At 68.1% G+C, this 16,531-nt stretch carries 17 protein-coding genes; 11 read left to right on the top strand and 6 right to left on the bottom strand.

Going from position 1 to position 16,531, the window contains the following annotated elements; all coding sequences use genetic code 11:
• Nucleotides 1-19: 19 nt before the first annotated feature.
• Entirely contained in the window at nt 20-1,321 is a 1,302-nt protein-coding gene (locus DU502_RS18480; protein WP_158601186.1) for a hypothetical protein, read from the bottom strand.
• Complete coding sequence (locus tag DU502_RS17250) at nt 1,318-1,944, bottom strand: hypothetical protein (protein ID WP_121921398.1); 627 nt, start codon at nt 1,942-1,944, stop codon at nt 1,318-1,320. Before DU502_RS17250 ends, DU502_RS18480 begins: the two co-directional genes overlap by 4 nt.
• 82 nt (nt 1,945-2,026) lie before the next feature.
• Between DU502_RS17250 and DU502_RS17255 the strand changes: the two genes are divergently transcribed.
• Nucleotides 2,027-3,319, top strand: a complete 1,293-nt coding sequence (locus DU502_RS17255; RefSeq protein WP_121921397.1) for an amidohydrolase — start codon at nt 2,027-2,029, stop codon at nt 3,317-3,319.
• Here DU502_RS17255 and DU502_RS17260 read toward each other — a convergent pair.
• Nucleotides 3,316-4,509, bottom strand: a complete 1,194-nt coding sequence (locus DU502_RS17260) for a PAS domain-containing response regulator (protein ID WP_121921396.1) — start codon at nt 4,507-4,509, stop codon at nt 3,316-3,318. The two genes, DU502_RS17255 and DU502_RS17260, sit on opposite strands and share 4 nt — an antisense overlap.
• A gap of 137 nt (nt 4,510-4,646) precedes the next feature.
• Between DU502_RS17260 and DU502_RS17265 the strand changes: the two genes are divergently transcribed.
• The gene (locus DU502_RS17265) at nt 4,647-5,927 is read left to right on the top strand and encodes an adenosylhomocysteinase (protein WP_121921395.1); all 1,281 of its coding nucleotides are present in this window, start codon (nt 4,647-4,649) and stop codon (nt 5,925-5,927) included.
• Nucleotides 5,928-5,996: 69 nt separating this feature from the next.
• Complete coding sequence (gene hjc / locus DU502_RS17270; protein WP_121921394.1) at nt 5,997-6,416, top strand: Holliday junction resolvase Hjc; 420 nt, start codon at nt 5,997-5,999, stop codon at nt 6,414-6,416.
• Here the strand turns inward: hjc and DU502_RS17275 are convergent.
• A complete protein-coding gene (locus tag DU502_RS17275; protein ID WP_121921393.1) occupies nt 6,413-7,111 on the bottom strand; it encodes an SWIM zinc finger family protein in 699 nt (232 codons plus the stop codon). The genes hjc and DU502_RS17275 overlap by 4 nt on opposite strands.
• Nucleotides 7,112-7,295: 184 nt before the next feature.
• Between DU502_RS17275 and DU502_RS17280 the strand changes: the two genes are divergently transcribed.
• On the top strand, nt 7,296-7,493 hold the full coding sequence (locus DU502_RS17280; RefSeq protein ID WP_121921392.1) for a DUF7472 family protein: 198 nt from the start codon (nt 7,296-7,298) through the stop codon (nt 7,491-7,493).
• Here the strand turns inward: DU502_RS17280 and DU502_RS17285 are convergent.
• Nucleotides 7,490-8,566 (bottom strand): DNA primase large subunit PriL, encoded by a 1,077-nt coding sequence (locus DU502_RS17285; RefSeq protein ID WP_121921391.1) that lies wholly within the window; start codon nt 8,564-8,566, stop codon nt 7,490-7,492. The genes DU502_RS17280 and DU502_RS17285 overlap by 4 nt on opposite strands.
• A gap of 375 nt (nt 8,567-8,941) precedes the next feature.
• Here DU502_RS17285 and DU502_RS17290 point away from each other — a divergent pair, with 375 nt between their 5' ends.
• The 7 genes from DU502_RS17290 to DU502_RS17315 all read left to right on the top strand — a co-directional run bounded on the left by DU502_RS17290 (nt 8,942) and on the right by DU502_RS17315 (nt 14,675).
• Nucleotides 8,942-9,526 (top strand): DUF7474 family protein, encoded by a 585-nt coding sequence (locus DU502_RS17290; RefSeq protein WP_121921390.1) that lies wholly within the window; start codon nt 8,942-8,944, stop codon nt 9,524-9,526.
• A gap of 89 nt (nt 9,527-9,615) precedes the next feature.
• Nucleotides 9,616-9,774: a hypothetical protein gene (locus DU502_RS18485; protein ID WP_166033700.1), complete on the top strand. Its 159-nt coding sequence runs from the start codon at nt 9,616-9,618 to the stop codon at nt 9,772-9,774.
• The gene (locus DU502_RS18790) at nt 9,774-10,736 is read left to right on the top strand and encodes a halocyanin domain-containing protein (protein WP_241966830.1); all 963 of its coding nucleotides are present in this window, start codon (nt 9,774-9,776) and stop codon (nt 10,734-10,736) included. The genes DU502_RS18485 and DU502_RS18790 overlap by 1 nt, the downstream gene beginning before the upstream one ends.
• Nucleotide 10,737: 1 nt before the next feature.
• Complete coding sequence (locus tag DU502_RS17300) at nt 10,738-12,453, top strand: cytochrome c oxidase subunit I (protein WP_121921389.1); 1,716 nt, start codon at nt 10,738-10,740, stop codon at nt 12,451-12,453.
• 6 nt (nt 12,454-12,459) lie between these two features.
• Nucleotides 12,460-13,467 (top strand): protoheme IX farnesyltransferase, encoded by a 1,008-nt coding sequence (locus DU502_RS17305; RefSeq protein WP_121921388.1) that lies wholly within the window; start codon nt 12,460-12,462, stop codon nt 13,465-13,467.
• Between the two features lie 63 nt (nt 13,468-13,530).
• Nucleotides 13,531-14,247, top strand: a complete 717-nt coding sequence (locus DU502_RS17310) for a hypothetical protein (protein WP_121921387.1) — start codon at nt 13,531-13,533, stop codon at nt 14,245-14,247.
• A 59-nt stretch (nt 14,248-14,306) separates the two neighbouring features.
• Nucleotides 14,307-14,675, top strand: a complete 369-nt coding sequence (locus DU502_RS17315; RefSeq protein ID WP_121921386.1) for a DUF5518 domain-containing protein — start codon at nt 14,307-14,309, stop codon at nt 14,673-14,675.
• Nucleotides 14,676-14,747: 72 nt separating this feature from the next.
• Here the strand turns inward: DU502_RS17315 and DU502_RS17320 are convergent, their stop codons facing one another.
• Nucleotides 14,748-16,502, bottom strand: a complete 1,755-nt coding sequence (locus DU502_RS17320; RefSeq protein WP_124897115.1) for a hypothetical protein — start codon at nt 16,500-16,502, stop codon at nt 14,748-14,750.
• Nucleotides 16,503-16,531: the final 29 nt, after the last annotated feature.

Raw genomic sequence — 16,531 nt, forward strand, 5'->3', positions numbered from 1 at the left:
GACGCGACCGAGGCCTCGCCTACTGAAGCGCCCCCGCCACCCGCTCGCTCGCCGCCGGCGTCGCCCGCGCCCGTGCCGCCGCGACGAGATACGTCGACACCTCGCGCCGGATGCGGGCGGCGGTCACGTCGTCGTCGGCTTTCGATAGTCGCTCGTCGGTGTGGCCGATCCGCGCCGACACGTCGGTGAGCATCGTCCGCGTCAGCACCGGGACCGACGACTCGTCGGCCGCCGTCCGCACCGCCTCGATGGCGTCGGACCGCATCGCGGCCACGTCCTCGGCCGACTCGACAGCGAACGTCTCGCCGTCGGCGACCCGTTCTCGGAGCGACGCGAACGCCCCCAACCCGACGAAGGAGCCGTGCGCCCAGAGGAGCGCCCGGGCGGGCGTCGTCTCGGCCCACCCGTCGTCGCGCCGCGGGTCGACCGGGCGGTAGAGTTCCTCCAGCGCCGCCTCGGCGGGCGTCTCCTCCACGTCGACGCCCTCGACCTGCCACGGCTGCTCGGGATCGACCGACGGCAACGCCTCGCGTTCGGCCTCGAACGCGTCGCGCAACGTCTCGCGAGCGTCGACGAATCGGTCGTGGAGAGGCGTCGGCTCGTCGACGGACTGGACCAGTCGGTCGTAGCAGTGGGCGGCGTCGTCGACGGCGACGCGTGCGCGTTCGATCTCCTCGGCGATTTCACCGACGCCGAGCGGGTTGCCGAGGCGGTAGCGGCGGGGCTCGCCGAACGCCATATCCGTCCGGCCGGGGTCGGCCCGGCGCTCGATGGCGGCGTGGACCCGCACCGCTGTGACGGGGTCGCCGCCGACGTACTGCCACCGTTCCCGGAACGCGCGGCGGTCCGCGCGGACGGCGTCGGCCTCGTCGGACAGGTCCTCGCGGGTTAGCCCCTCGTCGATGGCGCGCCACGCGCCGGCGGCGAAGCGGGCTTCGGCCCGGGCGTGGGCGAACGCCTCCAGCCGCTCGAACGGCGTCGCGGCCTCGGCGGCCGCGTCGAAACTGTCGACGGCGTGCTCGCGCCGTCGACCGATGCGCTCTCGGATGGCGCCGTTCGGCACCTGCTCGGGGCCGAGAGTGGCGGGGACGGCGTCGATCAGCGACCGCGCCCGGCCGCGAGTCGCCGCGAGGTGATCGTCGCCGATGCCGACGGGGAGACGTTCGGGGATCGACGGCGGAGCGTCCGCCGTGACGGCCGCACGGATCGCCGCCCCGTCGAGTTCCGTTTCGTCGTCGCCGCCGAGCGGGTTCGTGGCGCTACAGCCCGCGAGGGCGGCGGAACCGAGGAGGGCGAGTACCCCTCGTCGAGTGGCGGTCATCGCGACCCCTCGCTCGCGTTTTGCCGCCGCCGAATCCGCTCGTTCCGCCGCTCGCACGTGCCGGAGCCGTGGCTCGATCCGTAGCTACTGATGTCGCTCGGGTCGAGCACCGTGGGGATGCGGACGAGCGTCGCGACGACATCCTCGGCGTCGGTTTCGCAGGCCACGTCGGCGTCGCGGTACCGGCGGGTGTAGCTCGTCTCCACCTCCGTCTCCGACCACTGGACGTAGCAGAGTTCGGGCGCGAAACACTCCTGCACCGTCGACTGCTCGACGTACACCGTCGCGGCGTCGTAGTCGGTCGAATCGAGGAAGTCACGAGCCTCGTCGGCACCCGGCACGTCCGCGAAGGAGACGTTCGCGGCGTCGTCGCTGCTGGTGACGAATACGTGACTCCAGTAGTGGGTGGCCCCGTCCTCGTCCGCTGTCGGGCGCTCGTCGGTCCAGACGGTCGGCTCGGTGCGGGGATTACGGAGACTGTACGCGTCGGGGTCGATAGCGACGTTGTCGACGTCTTCGGGCGGGTAGCTCGATCCCGACGACGTTTCGCCGGAACAGCCCGCGAAGCCGGTGAGGAAGGCCACGGCTCCGGAGAGAACGCGTCTGCGCGTGATGGAGGGCATCGGTTCGTGCGTCCCGCGCCGGCGGTAAACGTCTTTTCACCGAACCCCGGAGGCTTAACTCGGCCGGGGGTAAGGGTGGGACATGGCTACGCTCGCGATTCGTGGTGGGCGCATCCTCCGAACGGACATGACCGTCACCGAGGCGGACGTGCTCGTCGACCGCGAGGCCGGCGACATCGTCGAAATCGGGGCGGAACTCGGCGGCGACGAGGAACTCGACGCCGATGGCTGTCTGGTGATGCCGGGGCTGGTGAACGCCCACACCCACGTCGCCATGACACTCCTGCGCGGCCACGCCGACGACAAACCCCTCGATGCGTGGCTCCGGGAGGACATCTGGCCGGTCGAGGCGGCGCTCGAACCAGAGGACATCGAAGCCGGTGCCGCACTCGGCGTCCTGGAGATGATCAAGTCGGGGACGACGACCTTCGCGGACATGTACTTCGAAATCGACCGCACGGCCGACGTGGTCGAGGCGTCGGGGATGCGAGCGATGCTGGGCCACGGCGCCATCTCCGCCGGCAAGGACGACGAGGCGGCCCGAGCCGACATCGAGGAGAGCGTCGAAATGGCTCGACAACTCGACGGCGCCGCAGGAGGCCGAATTTCGACGGCGGTGATGCCCCACAGTCTCACGACCGTCACGCCCGAGTTGCTGGAACGCGCGGCGGAGGAGGCCCACGAGGCGGGCGTCCCCGTCCACTACCACGCCAACGAGACGCGGGACGAGGTCGACCCCATCGTCGAGGAGCGGGGGGCGCGGCCGCTGGCGTGGGCGAAGGAGCGAGGACTCTGCACCGAGGCGGATTTCCTCGCCCACGGCGTCCACCTCGACGGGACGGAGATCGACCTCCTGTCCGAAACCGGCACGGGCGTCGTCCACTGCCCGGCGTCGAACATGAAACTCGCGTCGGGGATGGCGCCGGTGCAGCGCCTCCTCGACGCCGGCGTGTCGGTCGGCCTCGGCACCGACGGCGCCGCCTCGAACAACGACCTCGACCTCTTCGACGAACTGCGCGACGCGGCGATGCTAGGTAAACTCGCGGCCGACGACGCGAGCGCGGTCGCCGCGCCCGACGCCGTGCGGATGGCGACGGCTGGCGGCGCCGACGTACTCGGACTGTACACCGGCCGGATCGAGGCCGGCGCCGCGGCCGACCTCGCGGTGATCGACCTCGACGCGCCACACCTGACGCCAGAACACGACCTCGTGAGCCATCTCGCCTACGCCGTCCGCGGGTCGGACGTGCGCCACACGGTCTGTGACGGGCAGGTGCTCATGCGCGACCGCGAGGTGCTGACGCTGGACGAGGCGGCGGTGATGGACCGGGCGGCGACACGTGCCGCGGCGTTGCTGGAGCGAGCGGGCGTCTAACTCGGTGGATCGCCCGCGGATTCGTCGTCGTTCGTGTCCGCGCTCTCGACCCGCTCCGTGAGGTCGGTCGAGACGGCACAGATACCGCTCGGGTTGCCGTCATCGTCGAAGATTGGGCTCTTGATCGTGAGATGCATGTGGTCGCCGTCGGTGTGGGGGACCGACTCCTCCGTCCGGATCGTCTCGCCCGTCTCCAACACCCGCCGGTCGTCGGCGCGGAACGCCTCGGCGACCGCGTCGGGGAACAGGTCGGCGGCTGTCAGCCCCGTCACGTCGGCGTCGTCGTCGAGCCCCAGCATCTCCCGAGCCGTGTCGTTGAACAGGCGGTAGGTGCCGTCGACGTCTTTCACGAAGATGGCGGCGTCGACGGTGTCGAGCACCGCCTGCAGGCGCCGGTTCGTCTCCTGCAGTCGCTGCTGGCGCCCCTTGCGGTCGGTGATATCCTGCACGACGCCGATGGCGTGGACGGGCGTGCCGTCCTCGAATGTAATCTCGGCCCGTTCGCGGACCCACTTCGTCTCCCCGTCGACGACGATGCGGTGTTCGATGTCGTAGGGTTGGCCGTCCAGCGCCGCCGTCCACTTCTGCTCGACGAACGCCCGGTCCTCCGGGTGGACGTAGGAGAGGAACTGCTCGTGATCGAGCGGCTCGTCGAGGTCGGTCGTCTCGAAAATCTCGTACACCCCGTCCGACCAGTGGAGGTCGTCGGAAGCGATATCCGTCCACCAACTCCCCAGATTCGCCACCGACTGCGCCTGCCGGAGGTGCGCCTCGCGTCGCTTCAGTTCCGCCGCCATCCGCTGGCGCTCGATGGCGTTCGTCACCCGATTCGCGAGGACGGTGTACTGGTCGGTCCCCGTCTCCTTCTGGAGGTAGTCGGTGACGCCGTGAGCGATAGCCTCGCTCGCGATGGCCTCGCTCCCTTGCCCGGTAAAGAGGACGAATGGGAGGTCGGGATAGTCGTCACGGACGCGGTCGAGGAAGTCGAGGCCGTCCATCTCCGGCATCTGGTAGTCGCTGATGATGGCGTCGATAGACGGCTCGTCCCCGTCGAGGCGGTCGAGGGCCGCGTGCACACTCGTCTCGGTGACGATCTGGAGTCGATCGTCCGTGCGAGCCAGAAATTCGGCTACCAAGTCGAGAACCGCCTCGTCGTCGTCCACGCACAACACCTGGAACTCCTCGTCCATATCAGTCGTTTGAGAGAGGTTAGGTGGCTAACGACGGCCAATCTACTAATAGTTTGTCGGTGTGGCAATGTTGGCACGGCCAGCAAGCGAGGCACTGGAGACGGTAGCGTTTTGCCACGCCTGCCGTTACGGAGCGTATGACCGCTCCGACGATAGACGAACGACTGGACGACCCCGAGGCCGCCCGTGCCGACGGGCGTCGGAAGATGGACTGGGCGGAGGCACACATGCCCATCCTCGCCGAACTCCGCGAGGACTTCGAAGCCGACCAACCCCTTGCCGGCGAGCGAATCGCGATGGCGATGCACGTCGAGGCCAAGACGGCCGTCCTCGTCGAACTTCTCGCCGTCGGCGGCGCGGAGGTGGCCATCACCGGCTGTAACCCGCTCTCGACGCAGAACGACGTGAGCGCGGCGTTGAACGCCGTCGACGGCGTCACCTCCTACGCCGCCCACGGTGTCGACACCGACGAGTACTACGACGCCATCGAGGCGGTGGTGGGGGTCGACCCCACCATCACCGTCGACGACGGCGCCGACATGGTGACACACATCCACGACGAACACCCCGACCTGATTCCACAGCTCAAGGGCGGGTGCGAGGAGACGACCACCGGCGTCCACCGCCTGCGGTCGATGGCCGACGACGGCGCGCTGGAGTATCCGATGTTCGCCGTCAACGACACGCCGATGAAGACGCTGTTCGACAATGTTCACGGCACCGGCGAGTCCGCCCTGACCAACATCGCGATGACGACCAACCTTGCCATCGCGGGCAAGACGATGGTCGTCGCAGGCTACGGCTACTGCGGCCGCGGCGTCGCGAAGAAGGCCGCGGGCATGAACGCCAACGTGATCGTCACCGAGGTCGACCCCCGGCGCGCGCTGGAGGCGCATATGGAGGGGTACGACGTGATGCCGATGAACGACGCCGCCGCCGAAGGCGACGTGTTCGTGACGACGACGGGCAACCGAGACGTGATCACCCGCGAGGACTTCGAGCGGATGCAGGATGGCGTTCTGCTGGCCAACGCCGGCCACTTCGACGTGGAGATCAATCTCGACACGCTCGCCGACATGGCCGTCTCGACGCGCGAGGTCCGCGACGGCGTCGAGGAGTACGAACTCCCCGACGGCCGCCGACTGAACGTGCTCGCCGAGGGGCGGCTGGTCAACCTCGCCGGTCCGCTGTCGATGGGTCACCCCGTCGAGGTGATGGACCAGAGCTTCGGTGTGCAGGCTGTCTGCGTGCGCGAACTCGCCGCGAATTCCGACGCCTACGACGCCGGCGTCCACGAGGTGCCGGACCGACTGGATCGGGAGGTGGCGGAGGTGAAACTCGACGCCGAGGACATCGCCATCGACGACCTGAGCGACGAACAGCGGGAGTACATGGACTCGTGGGATCACGGGACGTAGGGGTCGACTGAAAACGGGCGACGACTGATCGACCGGCTATTTATAACCTGCCGTCGCCCAGTCCACGGTATGTCCGCGAACCGCAAGGGGGACCGCCGGGAGCGCGAACTCGTCAACGAACTCGACGCCGCGGGCTTCGCGGTCATGCGCGCGCCGGCGAGTGGGAGCGCAACGGAGCGTGACCTCCCCGACGTCCTCGCCGGCGACGGCGAGAAGTTCTACGCCATCGAGGCGAAATCGAGCGCCGGCGACCCCATCTACCTCTCGGGCGAGGAGGTCGAATCGCTCATCTACTTCGCCCGCAACTTCGGCGCGAAGGCCCGGATCGCCGTCCGTTTCGACCGCGAGGACTGGTACTTCTTCCACCCCGGCGACCTCCACGTCACCGACGGGGGCAACTACCGGGTCAAGAAGGAGACTGCGCTGGCCGATGGGGAGGATCTGGACGAACTCGTCGGCCACTCGACACAGACGCGGCTGGACGACTAGGCGGTCGTCGGGGAAGCGGTCCCCTCCTCGGTCGGCGAGGGACGGGACTCGGTGTCAGTGTCGTCCGTCACTCTCGTTCCGACTCGCTGGAGTCGGGACGCCGGGAAGGCGTACCGTCGCACGTCGCCGTCGCGCCGGAGCGAGTCGAGGTAGACCGCCCGGAAGACGGGTTCGTGGGCACCGTAGTCGGCGTTGGTGGGGTAGTTGGCGACGAGACGACCCTCCACGGTCTCGACGCGGTCGGCACGTTCGTCGGTCGCCGCGACGACGATCAGACGGGTCCCCGTCTCCCGGTCGCGGACGAGGTCGCCCGGCCGGTGGTCGTGTCGGGGGCAGAGCGCGGGGCCGCGAAACGCCGTCGGGACGAACGTCCGCCCGCCACAGACCGCACAGACGGCGGTCCGTTCGCCGGGCGGCGGGACGAGGCGCTCGGTCACTTCGAGGGCGACCCGACGCAGATGCTTGCACCGGGCGTGTCGCAACTGGTGATCCGGGCAGGTACACGTGTGAGCGTCGAGGTCGACGACGTACGTGCTCCCGTCCGTCTCGACTGCGTACCGGCCGTCACGAAGCGGCCGGACAGCCATGGGTTCGACGCGGGCGCGACGAGCGCGCCCCGACGTGCCGGCGGCGGGGAAGGTGGTCTTCGAGCGGGTTGCTGGCAGTGACGCGGGTGTGTGTGCTGGGTGCGTCATGGTAGGTGGGGCAGTCGCGGTCGACCGCGACTGCGGTGTGGGAGCGCCGGTCGCTCCGTTACTGTTCCTTGGGGCTCGACACATCTAAACCCTCGTTTCGGTGGGGAATACGTGTCGAATACGAACGAATTCGTGATCGGCGTGTCATCGAAGCCCTTTTGCCGAGGCCGGCGGATGCCCGCATATGGAACTCGAAGAGGGGATGGTCCGGAAAATCGCCATCTCCGCCGGCGCAGTCGGGCTTTTCGTCGCGGCTGTCGTGGGCATCGGCACCACCTACAACGACGGCGGCCTGGGTTCGGCCGGCGGGCTAGCGCTCGTCGGCAGTATCGTCCTGTTCATCCTCGTGATGGCGGGCGTCGGCTTCCTTCTCGCGGACTAATCCGCCGCCCCGTCAGCAGTGTCACGCTCAGCGACCGCCGACGCGTAGTAGCGGAGTGGGTGATCGATGGTCTCGCACCGCGCGTCCGGATTCACGCAGTCGCCGAACGTCTGCATCGTCGCACACGAGGGCGCGGGATACTGGCTCCCCGACCGGTCGTCGAGGACCGTCACCCGGTAGTCGAGGTGGTCGTCGTCGAGGACGGGCCACCGCTCGGCGATGGTGTCGGCGTCGAGGCCGAGCGAGACGAGGAAAGCGGTCGCCGCGAAGGCGGCGTGTGGCGGGAGGTCCCCCTGTTCACCGTCGAGCAACGCCTGCATACACGGCGGGAACTGCGCGGGGGCGACGGTGTCGATGTCGGGCAGGCGCTCCCGCTCTGCGAGTCGGTCACGGAGCGTGCGCACGTCCGCGTCCAGCGCCGCGGCGAGTTCGTCACCCGCGGCGCTCCCCCGCACGTCGAACGGGAGGCCGTCCGCGACCCGGCGGCGGACGGCCTCCCGGAGCAGGCGATGGAGTTCCTCGCCCGCGATGGGCACCTCGCCGGCGGCCAGATCACGGTTGACGAGCCGCCAGCCGTCGCCCCAGTCCGGATCGGCGAGTCGGAGATACGCGTCCACGTCGATCCGGTAGCGGGCGCGGTGGCGGTCGTCGTCGACCCGTGTGACGGCGTCGGTGAGATCGAACTCGTCGAGGACCGTCGCGAGGTCGACGCGGGGTGGCGTCTCGACGCTCCGGAGCGCCTCGTCGTCGGCGGTGAGGTCGTCGGTCAGACGGTCGAAGGCCGTCGCCGCCTCCGCCTCGGCGTACTTCTCCACCGCGGCGCGCACGTCGACCAGCGAGACGAGGATGCGCGCGATGGGATAGGAGAGGAGTTCGTCCCGGTCGCTCCAGCGCTCGGGCGTCTCGGACTCGACGGTGCCCGACATGAGCGCGCGCTCGACGCGTTCGCGGGCGCGCTCGACGGCGGGGTCGCCCTCGGTGACCAGCCGGGGGGGCGAGATGTCCGCCCGCTGGACCGCCTCGCGGGCGGCGCGGAAGAACGGATACCGGGCGTAGAGCGGGTCGGGACGCATCGACGGTGGATTGTGGAGCGGGGTGGATAAGCGCGACGGTAGTCGTCACGAACGGCGGTCCCGATACGGGCCACGAATCGGTCAAAAGAACCGCTCGAATAGCCTCCCAACGAGGAGAACAGCGATCAGAATACCGACTACCACCACGAGAGCCACGAGAAAGTCGCCGAGCGTTCCCGAACCGACACCGCCGTATTGGAGAAGTAGACGCATCCGGCAACAACGGCGTGTTCACCGCACGCCGTTATACGTTTTCTGTCGGTACGCGACGAACTGGCGGCTCTCGCGCGTTAGTAGCGTTGGACCCGAGCGATGGCGAGACGCTCGCGCCGGTTACGATAACCCCTATACGTTCGCGCTACACAGCCAGCAGTAGTGCCGACGTTCGACTACCCCTGCCCCGACTGCCGGACGACCAACAGCCTCCACGACTCGGACTGCCGGTTCGAGGGAACGCCGTGGGCCGACATCGAGGCCGCCTACGTCGACGTGGTGGCCGTCCTCTCCGGCGGCGTCACCGACGCGGACGCAGTACCTGAAGCCGTCGAGGAGTGGGGCCCGCTCCGACAGGCGGCAGTCGAACGCCTCCGCCGTGACGGCCGCATCGACGACGCGAACGACCGCCTCCGTCTCCTGCCCGCCGAGGAGTACCGCGAGGAAGTGTCGGTGCCGACCCGCGATCCCATCAAGACCATCTACGAACGCGGGAGCGTCCCCGGCTGTCACGACAACGCCGTCTTCGCCATGATCGCGTGGTACGAGATGGTGGGGCTGTCGTGGCCGGAGACGAAGGAAAACGTCGTCGAGTGGTTGCGCGAGAGCGGCGCGTGGGACCGCGGCGGCTTCGAGGAGGCGAGTCCCGCGGCGCTGGTCGAGAAGAAACGCCACGTCTACGAAGCGGGCTACGGCTGGAAGGAGAAAGCCGCGGCGGCGAAGCGGATTATCGAGCGACAACGGTAGCGATAGCGGTCGTCGATTTTCTTCGGCTTGGAAGCGACCCGAACACGTTCGCACATAGAGATACGCAGTCAATACACCCACGTTGTCGTATGGCAGGATCGGGTGAGTCGACCGAACAAGCAGGCGAACCGTGGCCCCAGCAACTACTGGAGAGTCCGTGGCTCCTCGCGGGCGCCGCGTTGCTGTACTTCACGCTCTCGTACATCGTCTGGGGTCTGATCGACCTGATGAGCGTCAAGCCAGGATAATGAAATCACCAATCGAATCTCCGGACGGCGACTGGTGGAACGAGACGGTGAACAGACGGGAGACCATCTGGCTCGGCGTGTCGGGCGTGTGGGCGGTGACGCTTTTCGGCTGGATGGTCGGGTGGATGCAGTTCGGCGAGCAGAATCAGGTGGGCGAGACGCTGAAACTCTCCACCGCCGACTACCGGGAGAAGGTGAACACGTACAAACAGCAGGCTGGCGACCTCGACGGTGCGCTCGTCCCGTCGGGTGACGAGGTGTACATCGGGGCGATGCGCTACGCCTTCGACGGGTTGCCCGCCGTGCTGGAGACGGGCCGAGAGTACGTCTTCCACCTCGGCTCCTACGACGTACAACACGGCTTCTCGGTCCGGCAGGAGGACACGCTGAGCAAACAGCTCTCGCTCCAGATGCTCCCCGGCTACGAGTGGAAGGTGCCGATGGAGTTCGACGAGCCCGGCACCTACCACGTCGTCTGCAACGAGTTCTGTGGCACCGGCCACCGAACCATGCACGCGACGTTCGAGGTGCGGGAGTCGGTGCCGGACGTGAGCGGGAGCGGCGGATCGAGCGGCGACGACGGCGGCAGCGGCGCGAGCGGCGCCGCCTACGACGGCTGGTTCACCGGGAACGCCCGCGGCGGCGAGACGAGCAACTGGGAGGGATCGGCGGCCGACGAAACCGGTGCCGACGAGGTGACGGTCACCGTCGGCCCCGGCGGCGAGTACGTCTACGACCCCGCTGCGGTCCGCGTCTCGCCGGGGACGACGGTCACCTTCGAGTGGGCGTCGCCGACGCACAACGTCCTCGTCGAGTCGGGACCGACCGACTGGAGCGGGCACGAACCCATCGAGAACGACGGGTTCAGCTTCCAGCACACGTTCGAGAGCGAAGGGGTGTACAAGTACTACTGCCAGCCACACCTCGCGCTCGGCATGAAAGGTGTCGTGGAGGTGGTCTGAGATGTTTGGATTCAGCACGTTCAGCTACGACGACGAGGGGTATCGGACCTGCTCGGTGACCGGCCTGCAGATTCACCGGTCCGCCGAGGACATGGTGAAACTGTTCGGCCTGACGGCCATCGTCGCGCTGTTGATCGGCGGCCTCTTCGCCATCTTCGTCGCGCTGACGCGGTGGGAGCTCGTCGGCCTCCTCGCGCCGGCGGACTTCTACACCTTCCTGAGCATCCACGCGTGGAACCTGCTCATCTTCTGGATGATCTTCATGGAAATCGCCGTCCTCTACGTGGGCGGGCCGTACGTCCTCGGCCGACCGCTGTCGCTCCCGCGGGTGGCGAAGGCGGGCTACGCGCTCATGCTCGGCGGGGCGGTGCTCATCAACGTCGCCATCTGGCTGACGAAACAGCCGAATCAGGCGCCGCTTCTGACCTCTTATGCGCCCCTCCCGTCCTCGCCGTGGTTCTACCTCGGCGTGGTCGTCTTCCTGGCCGGGGCGCTCGTCGCGGCGCTTCCCTTCCTCGCGACCATCTGGCACGAGAAGCGGGAGAATCCGGGCGGGACGCTCCCGCTCGTCGCCTTCGGCGCGTTCATCACCTCCATCGTCGCCGCGGAGGCCATCGTCGGCGGCCTCATCACGTACGTTCCGACCTTCCTCTGGCGGGTCGGGATGCTCGCCCACATCGACGCCGCGTGGTACCGGCAGATGTACTGGATCGTCGGTCACGGCAGCCAGCAGATCAACCTGCTGGCGATGATCTCGGTCTGGTACTTCATGACCCACGTCGTCGGCGGCGCCGAAGTCGCGAGCGAGAAGGTGTCCCGGTCCGCCTTCGTCCTCTACCTCTTCTTCATCAACATGGGCGCGGCCCACCACCTGATGTCCGACCCCGGCGTCTCCGCCGCGTGGCGGCTCTGGAACACCTCCTACTCCGCCTACGGGGCGGTCGTCGCGAGCATGATCCACGCCTTCGCCATCCCGGCGGGACTGGAGATCGGCCGCCGGAAGCGCGGCGAGGGCGGCGGCACCTTCGGGTGGCTCTGGTCCGCGCCGTGGAAGGACCCCGGCTTCTCCGCCACCATCCTCTCGATCATCCTCTTTGGCTTCCTCGGGGGCATCACCGGCGTCATGATGGGCCAGATGCAGTTGAACATGACCTGGCACAACACGCTGGCGACCGTCGGGCACTTCCACGCCACCGTCGCCACGGGCACCACGCTGGCGTTCATGGGCCTCGGCTACTACGTCCTGCGCCTCGTCTTCGGCCGGGAGTGGATCGCCCGCCCCATCGCGACGATCCAGCCCTACCTCTACGGGGGCGCGATGGGCATCACCTCGCTGATGATGATGTATCTCGGCATCCTCTACGGCATCCCGCGCCGGCACCCCTCCGTGATGGACATTCCGGGCACCGAGTTCAGCTTCGCGGCGGCCCGGCCGCTCTTCGTCATCTTCGGCGTGATGGCGCTCATCTCCATCATCGGCGGCGCGCTGTTCGTCCTCGTCGCCGTCGGTTCGCTCCTCGCTGGCGACCGGTACCAGGGCGGCCTCCCGGTGACGCGACCGACGGCCGTCGCCGACGGTGGGGGTCACAAGGACACCGCCCACCACCTCCTGAGCATGCGCGGGACGTTCATCCTCACCTCCATCTTCCTCGGGGTGTTCGTCGTGATGTGGGCGCTCAACTGGTACCTGCTGAGTCAGCTCTGGCAGGTCGGGTGACCCCTCGTGCTCCGTGATCTCCTCTCGCTGACGAAACCCCGGATCGCCGCGCTCCTGTGTCTGACTGGCACGGGTGCGACGTTCGCGGCCGGGGGACTGCCGCTCGCCGAGCTCGTCGTGTTCGTCCTCGCGGGCCTCGGCATGGCCGGCGGCGCCGCCGCCTGTAACTGCTACTACGACCGCGACATCGACCCCGTGATGGACCGGACGGCCGACCGCCCGCTCGCTCGCGGGACGCTCGCGCCGCGAACCGCGCTGGCGTTCGGTGTCGGCCTCCTCGCCGCCGCGACGGGGCTCGGTCTGTGGGCGCTCCCGCTTCAGTCGGTCGTCTACATGTGGCTCGGCGTCGCCGCGTACGTCGGCCTCTACACCGTCCTGTTGAAGCGACGCCACTGGCTCGGTGTCGTCCTCGGCGGCTCCGCCGGCTCCTTTCCCGTCCTCGCGGGATGGACGGCCATCCGGCCGCTCTCGGCGGCGGCCGTCGTCATGGCGACGCTGGTGTTCGTCTGGACGCCGGCCCACGCGTGGGCGCTGGCGGTCGTCTACCGCGACGAGTTCGCCGCCGCAGGGGTCGCGACGCTTCCCGCGGTCACGTCGCTCGACCGAGTCCGTCGCGCCGTCTGGGCGTCCGCCCTCGGGACCGTCGCCGTCGCGGCCCTGCTCGTTCCCCTCGCAGGACCCGTCTACGCCGGCACCCTCGCCGCGGGCGTCCCGCTCTTTCTCGTCGCCTACCGCGCTTACCACCGCGGCGGCGGCGAGCCACGGGCCGTGCGCGCCTTCTTCACCTCGAACACCTTCCTCGCCGTCGCGTTCGTCGCGTGGGGCGTCGACGGCGTCGTCGCCCTCGAACCAACCGCCGCCTATCTCGTCGCCGCCGCGGCGACGGTCACCGCGTTCGTCGGCTGCTGGATCGCTCGGCCGAGCCTCGACGGCGTCCGCGCGTCGCCCCCGCCGACGTGGGTGCGGCGGGCGGTGCGGGCCTACGATCGGCTCCGGGTTCGGGTGACTGGCTGAGCGGCGCCGACCCGAACACGTTCGTACCAACCTCCCTGTCGTTCCAGTCCCTTCCTACACCCAATGAGCGAGGAATCCGTTCAGTCGCCGGGAGCGTGGATCGCCGGGAGCCTGCGCGACGCCTGGCGGACGATGCGATCCATCTACTACGCCAACTCGTTGAGCTGGCGCTTCCTCAAGAGCGGGGCGCTCGTCTTCTTCGGGTTCTTCCTGTGGTCGGCGTCGAACCTCCTGCTCTCGTACCAGCCCGCGTGGACGTGGCTCCACTACACCATGAGCTACGGCTTCCTCCTGATCCTCTACGGACCGGTGCATCACTTCCTCGTCATCCCGCTGGCGATTCGCTGGCGACGAGGGGGAAGTGACACGCAGGCGCGGATCGGCCGCCGCCTCCCCACCGCCGGCCTCGCGCTGTTTCTCGTCGCCGTCGTCGTCCTCGGCACCGCGCCGACGGCGCCCGTCGTCTTCGACTTCCAGTCGTCGCTGGAGGGGACGAGCGCCGACATCAACCCCGACCTGCTCTGTACGCAGTCGACGAGCGACGGCGAAACGGTGATTCACTGCCATCTGACCGAATCCGACGGCATCGACCACGTGGTCGTGATGAGCGGCGGCGAGCGGATCACGGTGGATCGCCAGCCGCCGTTCGACTTCGATATCCGCGAGAACCAACTGACGAGCGTCACGGGACAGAAGCAGTTCCAGGTCATCCTCAAGGACGCCGACGGGAACACCATCCGGCGGTACACCCGGACGCTGTCGATGGTTCCCGAGGGGTAGGTGCGGTCGTCACTATGGTCGGCCGAAAGTATTTGCGTCGGCCGGCCGACCGTAGCCGCATGGTCTCCGACTCCACGCTCCACGCCCTGATCGGTGCCGTCGTGACCGTCGTCTTCTCGTTCGTGCCGTTCTCGCCGGTTCTCGGTGGCGGCGTCGCGGCCTACCTGAACGACGCCGACACCAGCGACGGCGTCCGCATCGGCGCGCTCTCCGGACTGCTCGCCTCGGTACCGCTCCTCCTCCTCGGCTTCCTGCTGTTCGCCATCTTCGGCATCTTCACCGTCGGCGGACCGGGCATGAACGGCATGGCGTTCGGCATCGGCGGCCTGTTCGTCCTCCTCCTCGTCGGCCTCGTCGCCATCGCCTACACGGTCGGTCTGAGTGCACTCGGTGGGTATCTGGGCGCGTACTTCGTGGACGGAGTGTGAGGCGAGTCGTCGGTGTCAGTGAACGCGACCGAGTGCAGACGGGGTCGAGCACGGGTGGTCGGGACGCGACTCTCAACCGCCGTCTATCGAGCGTTTCAGGCACCATTCGGCGGCATTCGTGATCGGGAACACTACTGTCGGCGCCACGTAGAGCGCGTGAACGTGCCACGGCACAGCCGGGACCAAAGACTCCAGAAAGATCACGGCACAGACGGCGAGAACCGTCATCGTGATCGGCAGCACGCTGGAGATGCTCGCACCGGTACGCCGCTTCAGCCACGCGTCGACGTCGGGGCCGTAGATCACGAGCCACAACAGCATCGCTCCGACGACGAACATCGACACGAACAGCGACGGGGAGCCGGTCGAAGAGCGGAGACCGAACGCTACGAAAAGCCCGATCTGACCACAGACCGTCAGGAGTACGTCCCGCGACTCGTGTGCCAGCGACTGACGCCGGTCCGGTCCCGCCCGCCGAGCGACACGGAGGGCCCACACCATCACCGCGACCGCAACGCCGAAGAAGATCGTCACGGCAGCGAACAGGATCATCGGACGCTGTCGGACGGCCGCGGGTAACAGGGAGTAGCCGATGAGCCCGAGAAAGGGGAGATGGGCCGGAAGGAGCAGGCCGGGCGGCCGCGCGACTGGGGCGACCCAATCTTCCGCCTCGTCGTCACTCTGCCGGACGGCGTCCCAGTATCGAGCGTACGGTTCGATGCGTTCGAACTGTCGGAGCCAATGGACGAGCGAATAGACGCCGCTCAAGCCGATGGCGGCGGGGAGCAAGAGCATGACCAGCACGCCCCACAGCACTTTCACCGACAGCACGGCGTTCGGAACGGTGATCGCGACGCTCGACAAGACGCCCCACCGAACGTCGGCGAGAGACTGCCGGACGACGCCGACGGTCGGGATCAGAAGGGCGGCGACCGTGACCGCGGACAGGACCATCCCGAAGGTAGCGACGAAGAAGACGACCCATCCTTTGAAATTTTGGACGGCGCCCGAGAGGTCGTCGAGGAACCTGTAGTCGACCTCGTACGGTGACACGCTGCTCCGTACGGCACCCATCCACTCCGCGCCCCGCCACCGCGAGACGGTCAGTCCGACGAACAGCATTGCCTCCGGAATCGGGTAAAACAGGTTGAGCACGGCACCGACGAAGGCCGCCAGACACGCGACGGCGACGGGTAAGGCGGCGTTCGCGAGCGCCGCCTGCCCGTACATGAACGTCCGTCCCCATCGTGGCAGTTCGTCCCACCGCCGTTCCGGAACGTCCGTTTCGTACGGGAAAAACTCGAACAGCCGGTGCAGGCCGCCGGCGTCCACCAGCGGCGCGTCCGGAACGAACACGCGAAAGTACACCCAAAACGAGACGCTTCCGGCGATAAATCCGAAATAAAGGACGATAGCCGCCCATCGGAGCGTCGTGACGACCGTCCGTCCGACGAGTAGCAGGGGATCGCCGGGGACCACTTGCGGGGCGATTACCCCACAGAACATGCCGAAATACAGCGTCCAGACGGCGGTGAGAACGCGGAAGCCGGGCAGACCGACGACGGCGGCGACCCGGTCGGGAAACAGATTCGCGACGTACGAAAACACCGCGTACCCGACGAGAAGCCACGCCATCGCGAGTCCGAAGTCGGGATGCCCGGCGACCGGCTGTATCGCGACGACGGCGGCGAGTATCGGATCGAGGGAACCGGCGGGCCACGAGGCGACAGCCCGACCGACGACGTCCGGGAACACGCTGACGACGGCGAGCAGACTCACCCCTTTCCACGGGGGTATCGACGGGAGCCGCGCCCGGACACCCACCATAGTTGTTAGATATCTATCGTTTTGTGGCA

It is taken from the genome of Haloplanus aerogenes, from assembly GCF_003856835.1.
Lineage (GTDB): Archaea > Halobacteriota > Halobacteria > Halobacteriales > Haloferacaceae > Haloplanus > Haloplanus aerogenes.

What these genes read in the sequence shown, in the direction of transcription:
- DU502_RS18790 (WP_241966830.1), top strand. Translation starts at nt 9,774, where the DNA reads ATGAAATCACCAATCGAATCTCCGGACGGCGACTGGTGGAACGAGACG.
- DU502_RS17255 (WP_121921397.1), top strand. Translation starts at nt 2,027, where the DNA reads ATGGCTACGCTCGCGATTCGTGGTGGGCGCATCCTCCGAACGGACATG.
- DU502_RS17300 (WP_121921389.1), top strand. Translation starts at nt 10,738, where the DNA reads ATGTTTGGATTCAGCACGTTCAGCTACGACGACGAGGGGTATCGGACC.
- DU502_RS18480 (WP_158601186.1), bottom strand. Translation starts at nt 1,321, where the DNA reads ATGACCGCCACTCGACGAGGGGTACTCGCCCTCCTCGGTTCCGCCGCC.
- DU502_RS18485 (WP_166033700.1), top strand. Translation starts at nt 9,616, where the DNA reads ATGGCAGGATCGGGTGAGTCGACCGAACAAGCAGGCGAACCGTGGCCC.
- DU502_RS17315 (WP_121921386.1), top strand. Translation starts at nt 14,307, where the DNA reads ATGGTCTCCGACTCCACGCTCCACGCCCTGATCGGTGCCGTCGTGACC.
- DU502_RS17320 (WP_124897115.1), bottom strand. Translation starts at nt 16,502, where the DNA reads ATGGTGGGTGTCCGGGCGCGGCTCCCGTCGATACCCCCGTGGAAAGGG.
- DU502_RS17260 (WP_121921396.1), bottom strand. Translation starts at nt 4,509, where the DNA reads ATGGACGAGGAGTTCCAGGTGTTGTGCGTGGACGACGACGAGGCGGTT.
- DU502_RS17285 (WP_121921391.1), bottom strand. Translation starts at nt 8,566, where the DNA reads ATGCGTCCCGACCCGCTCTACGCCCGGTATCCGTTCTTCCGCGCCGCC.
- DU502_RS17310 (WP_121921387.1), top strand. Translation starts at nt 13,531, where the DNA reads ATGAGCGAGGAATCCGTTCAGTCGCCGGGAGCGTGGATCGCCGGGAGC.
- DU502_RS17250 (WP_121921398.1), bottom strand. Translation starts at nt 1,944, where the DNA reads ATGCCCTCCATCACGCGCAGACGCGTTCTCTCCGGAGCCGTGGCCTTC.
- DU502_RS17275 (WP_121921393.1), bottom strand. Translation starts at nt 7,111, where the DNA reads ATGACGCACCCAGCACACACACCCGCGTCACTGCCAGCAACCCGCTCG.
- hjc (WP_121921394.1), top strand. Translation starts at nt 5,997, where the DNA reads ATGTCCGCGAACCGCAAGGGGGACCGCCGGGAGCGCGAACTCGTCAAC.
- DU502_RS17265 (WP_121921395.1), top strand. Translation starts at nt 4,647, where the DNA reads ATGACCGCTCCGACGATAGACGAACGACTGGACGACCCCGAGGCCGCC.
- DU502_RS17280 (WP_121921392.1), top strand. Translation starts at nt 7,296, where the DNA reads ATGGAACTCGAAGAGGGGATGGTCCGGAAAATCGCCATCTCCGCCGGC.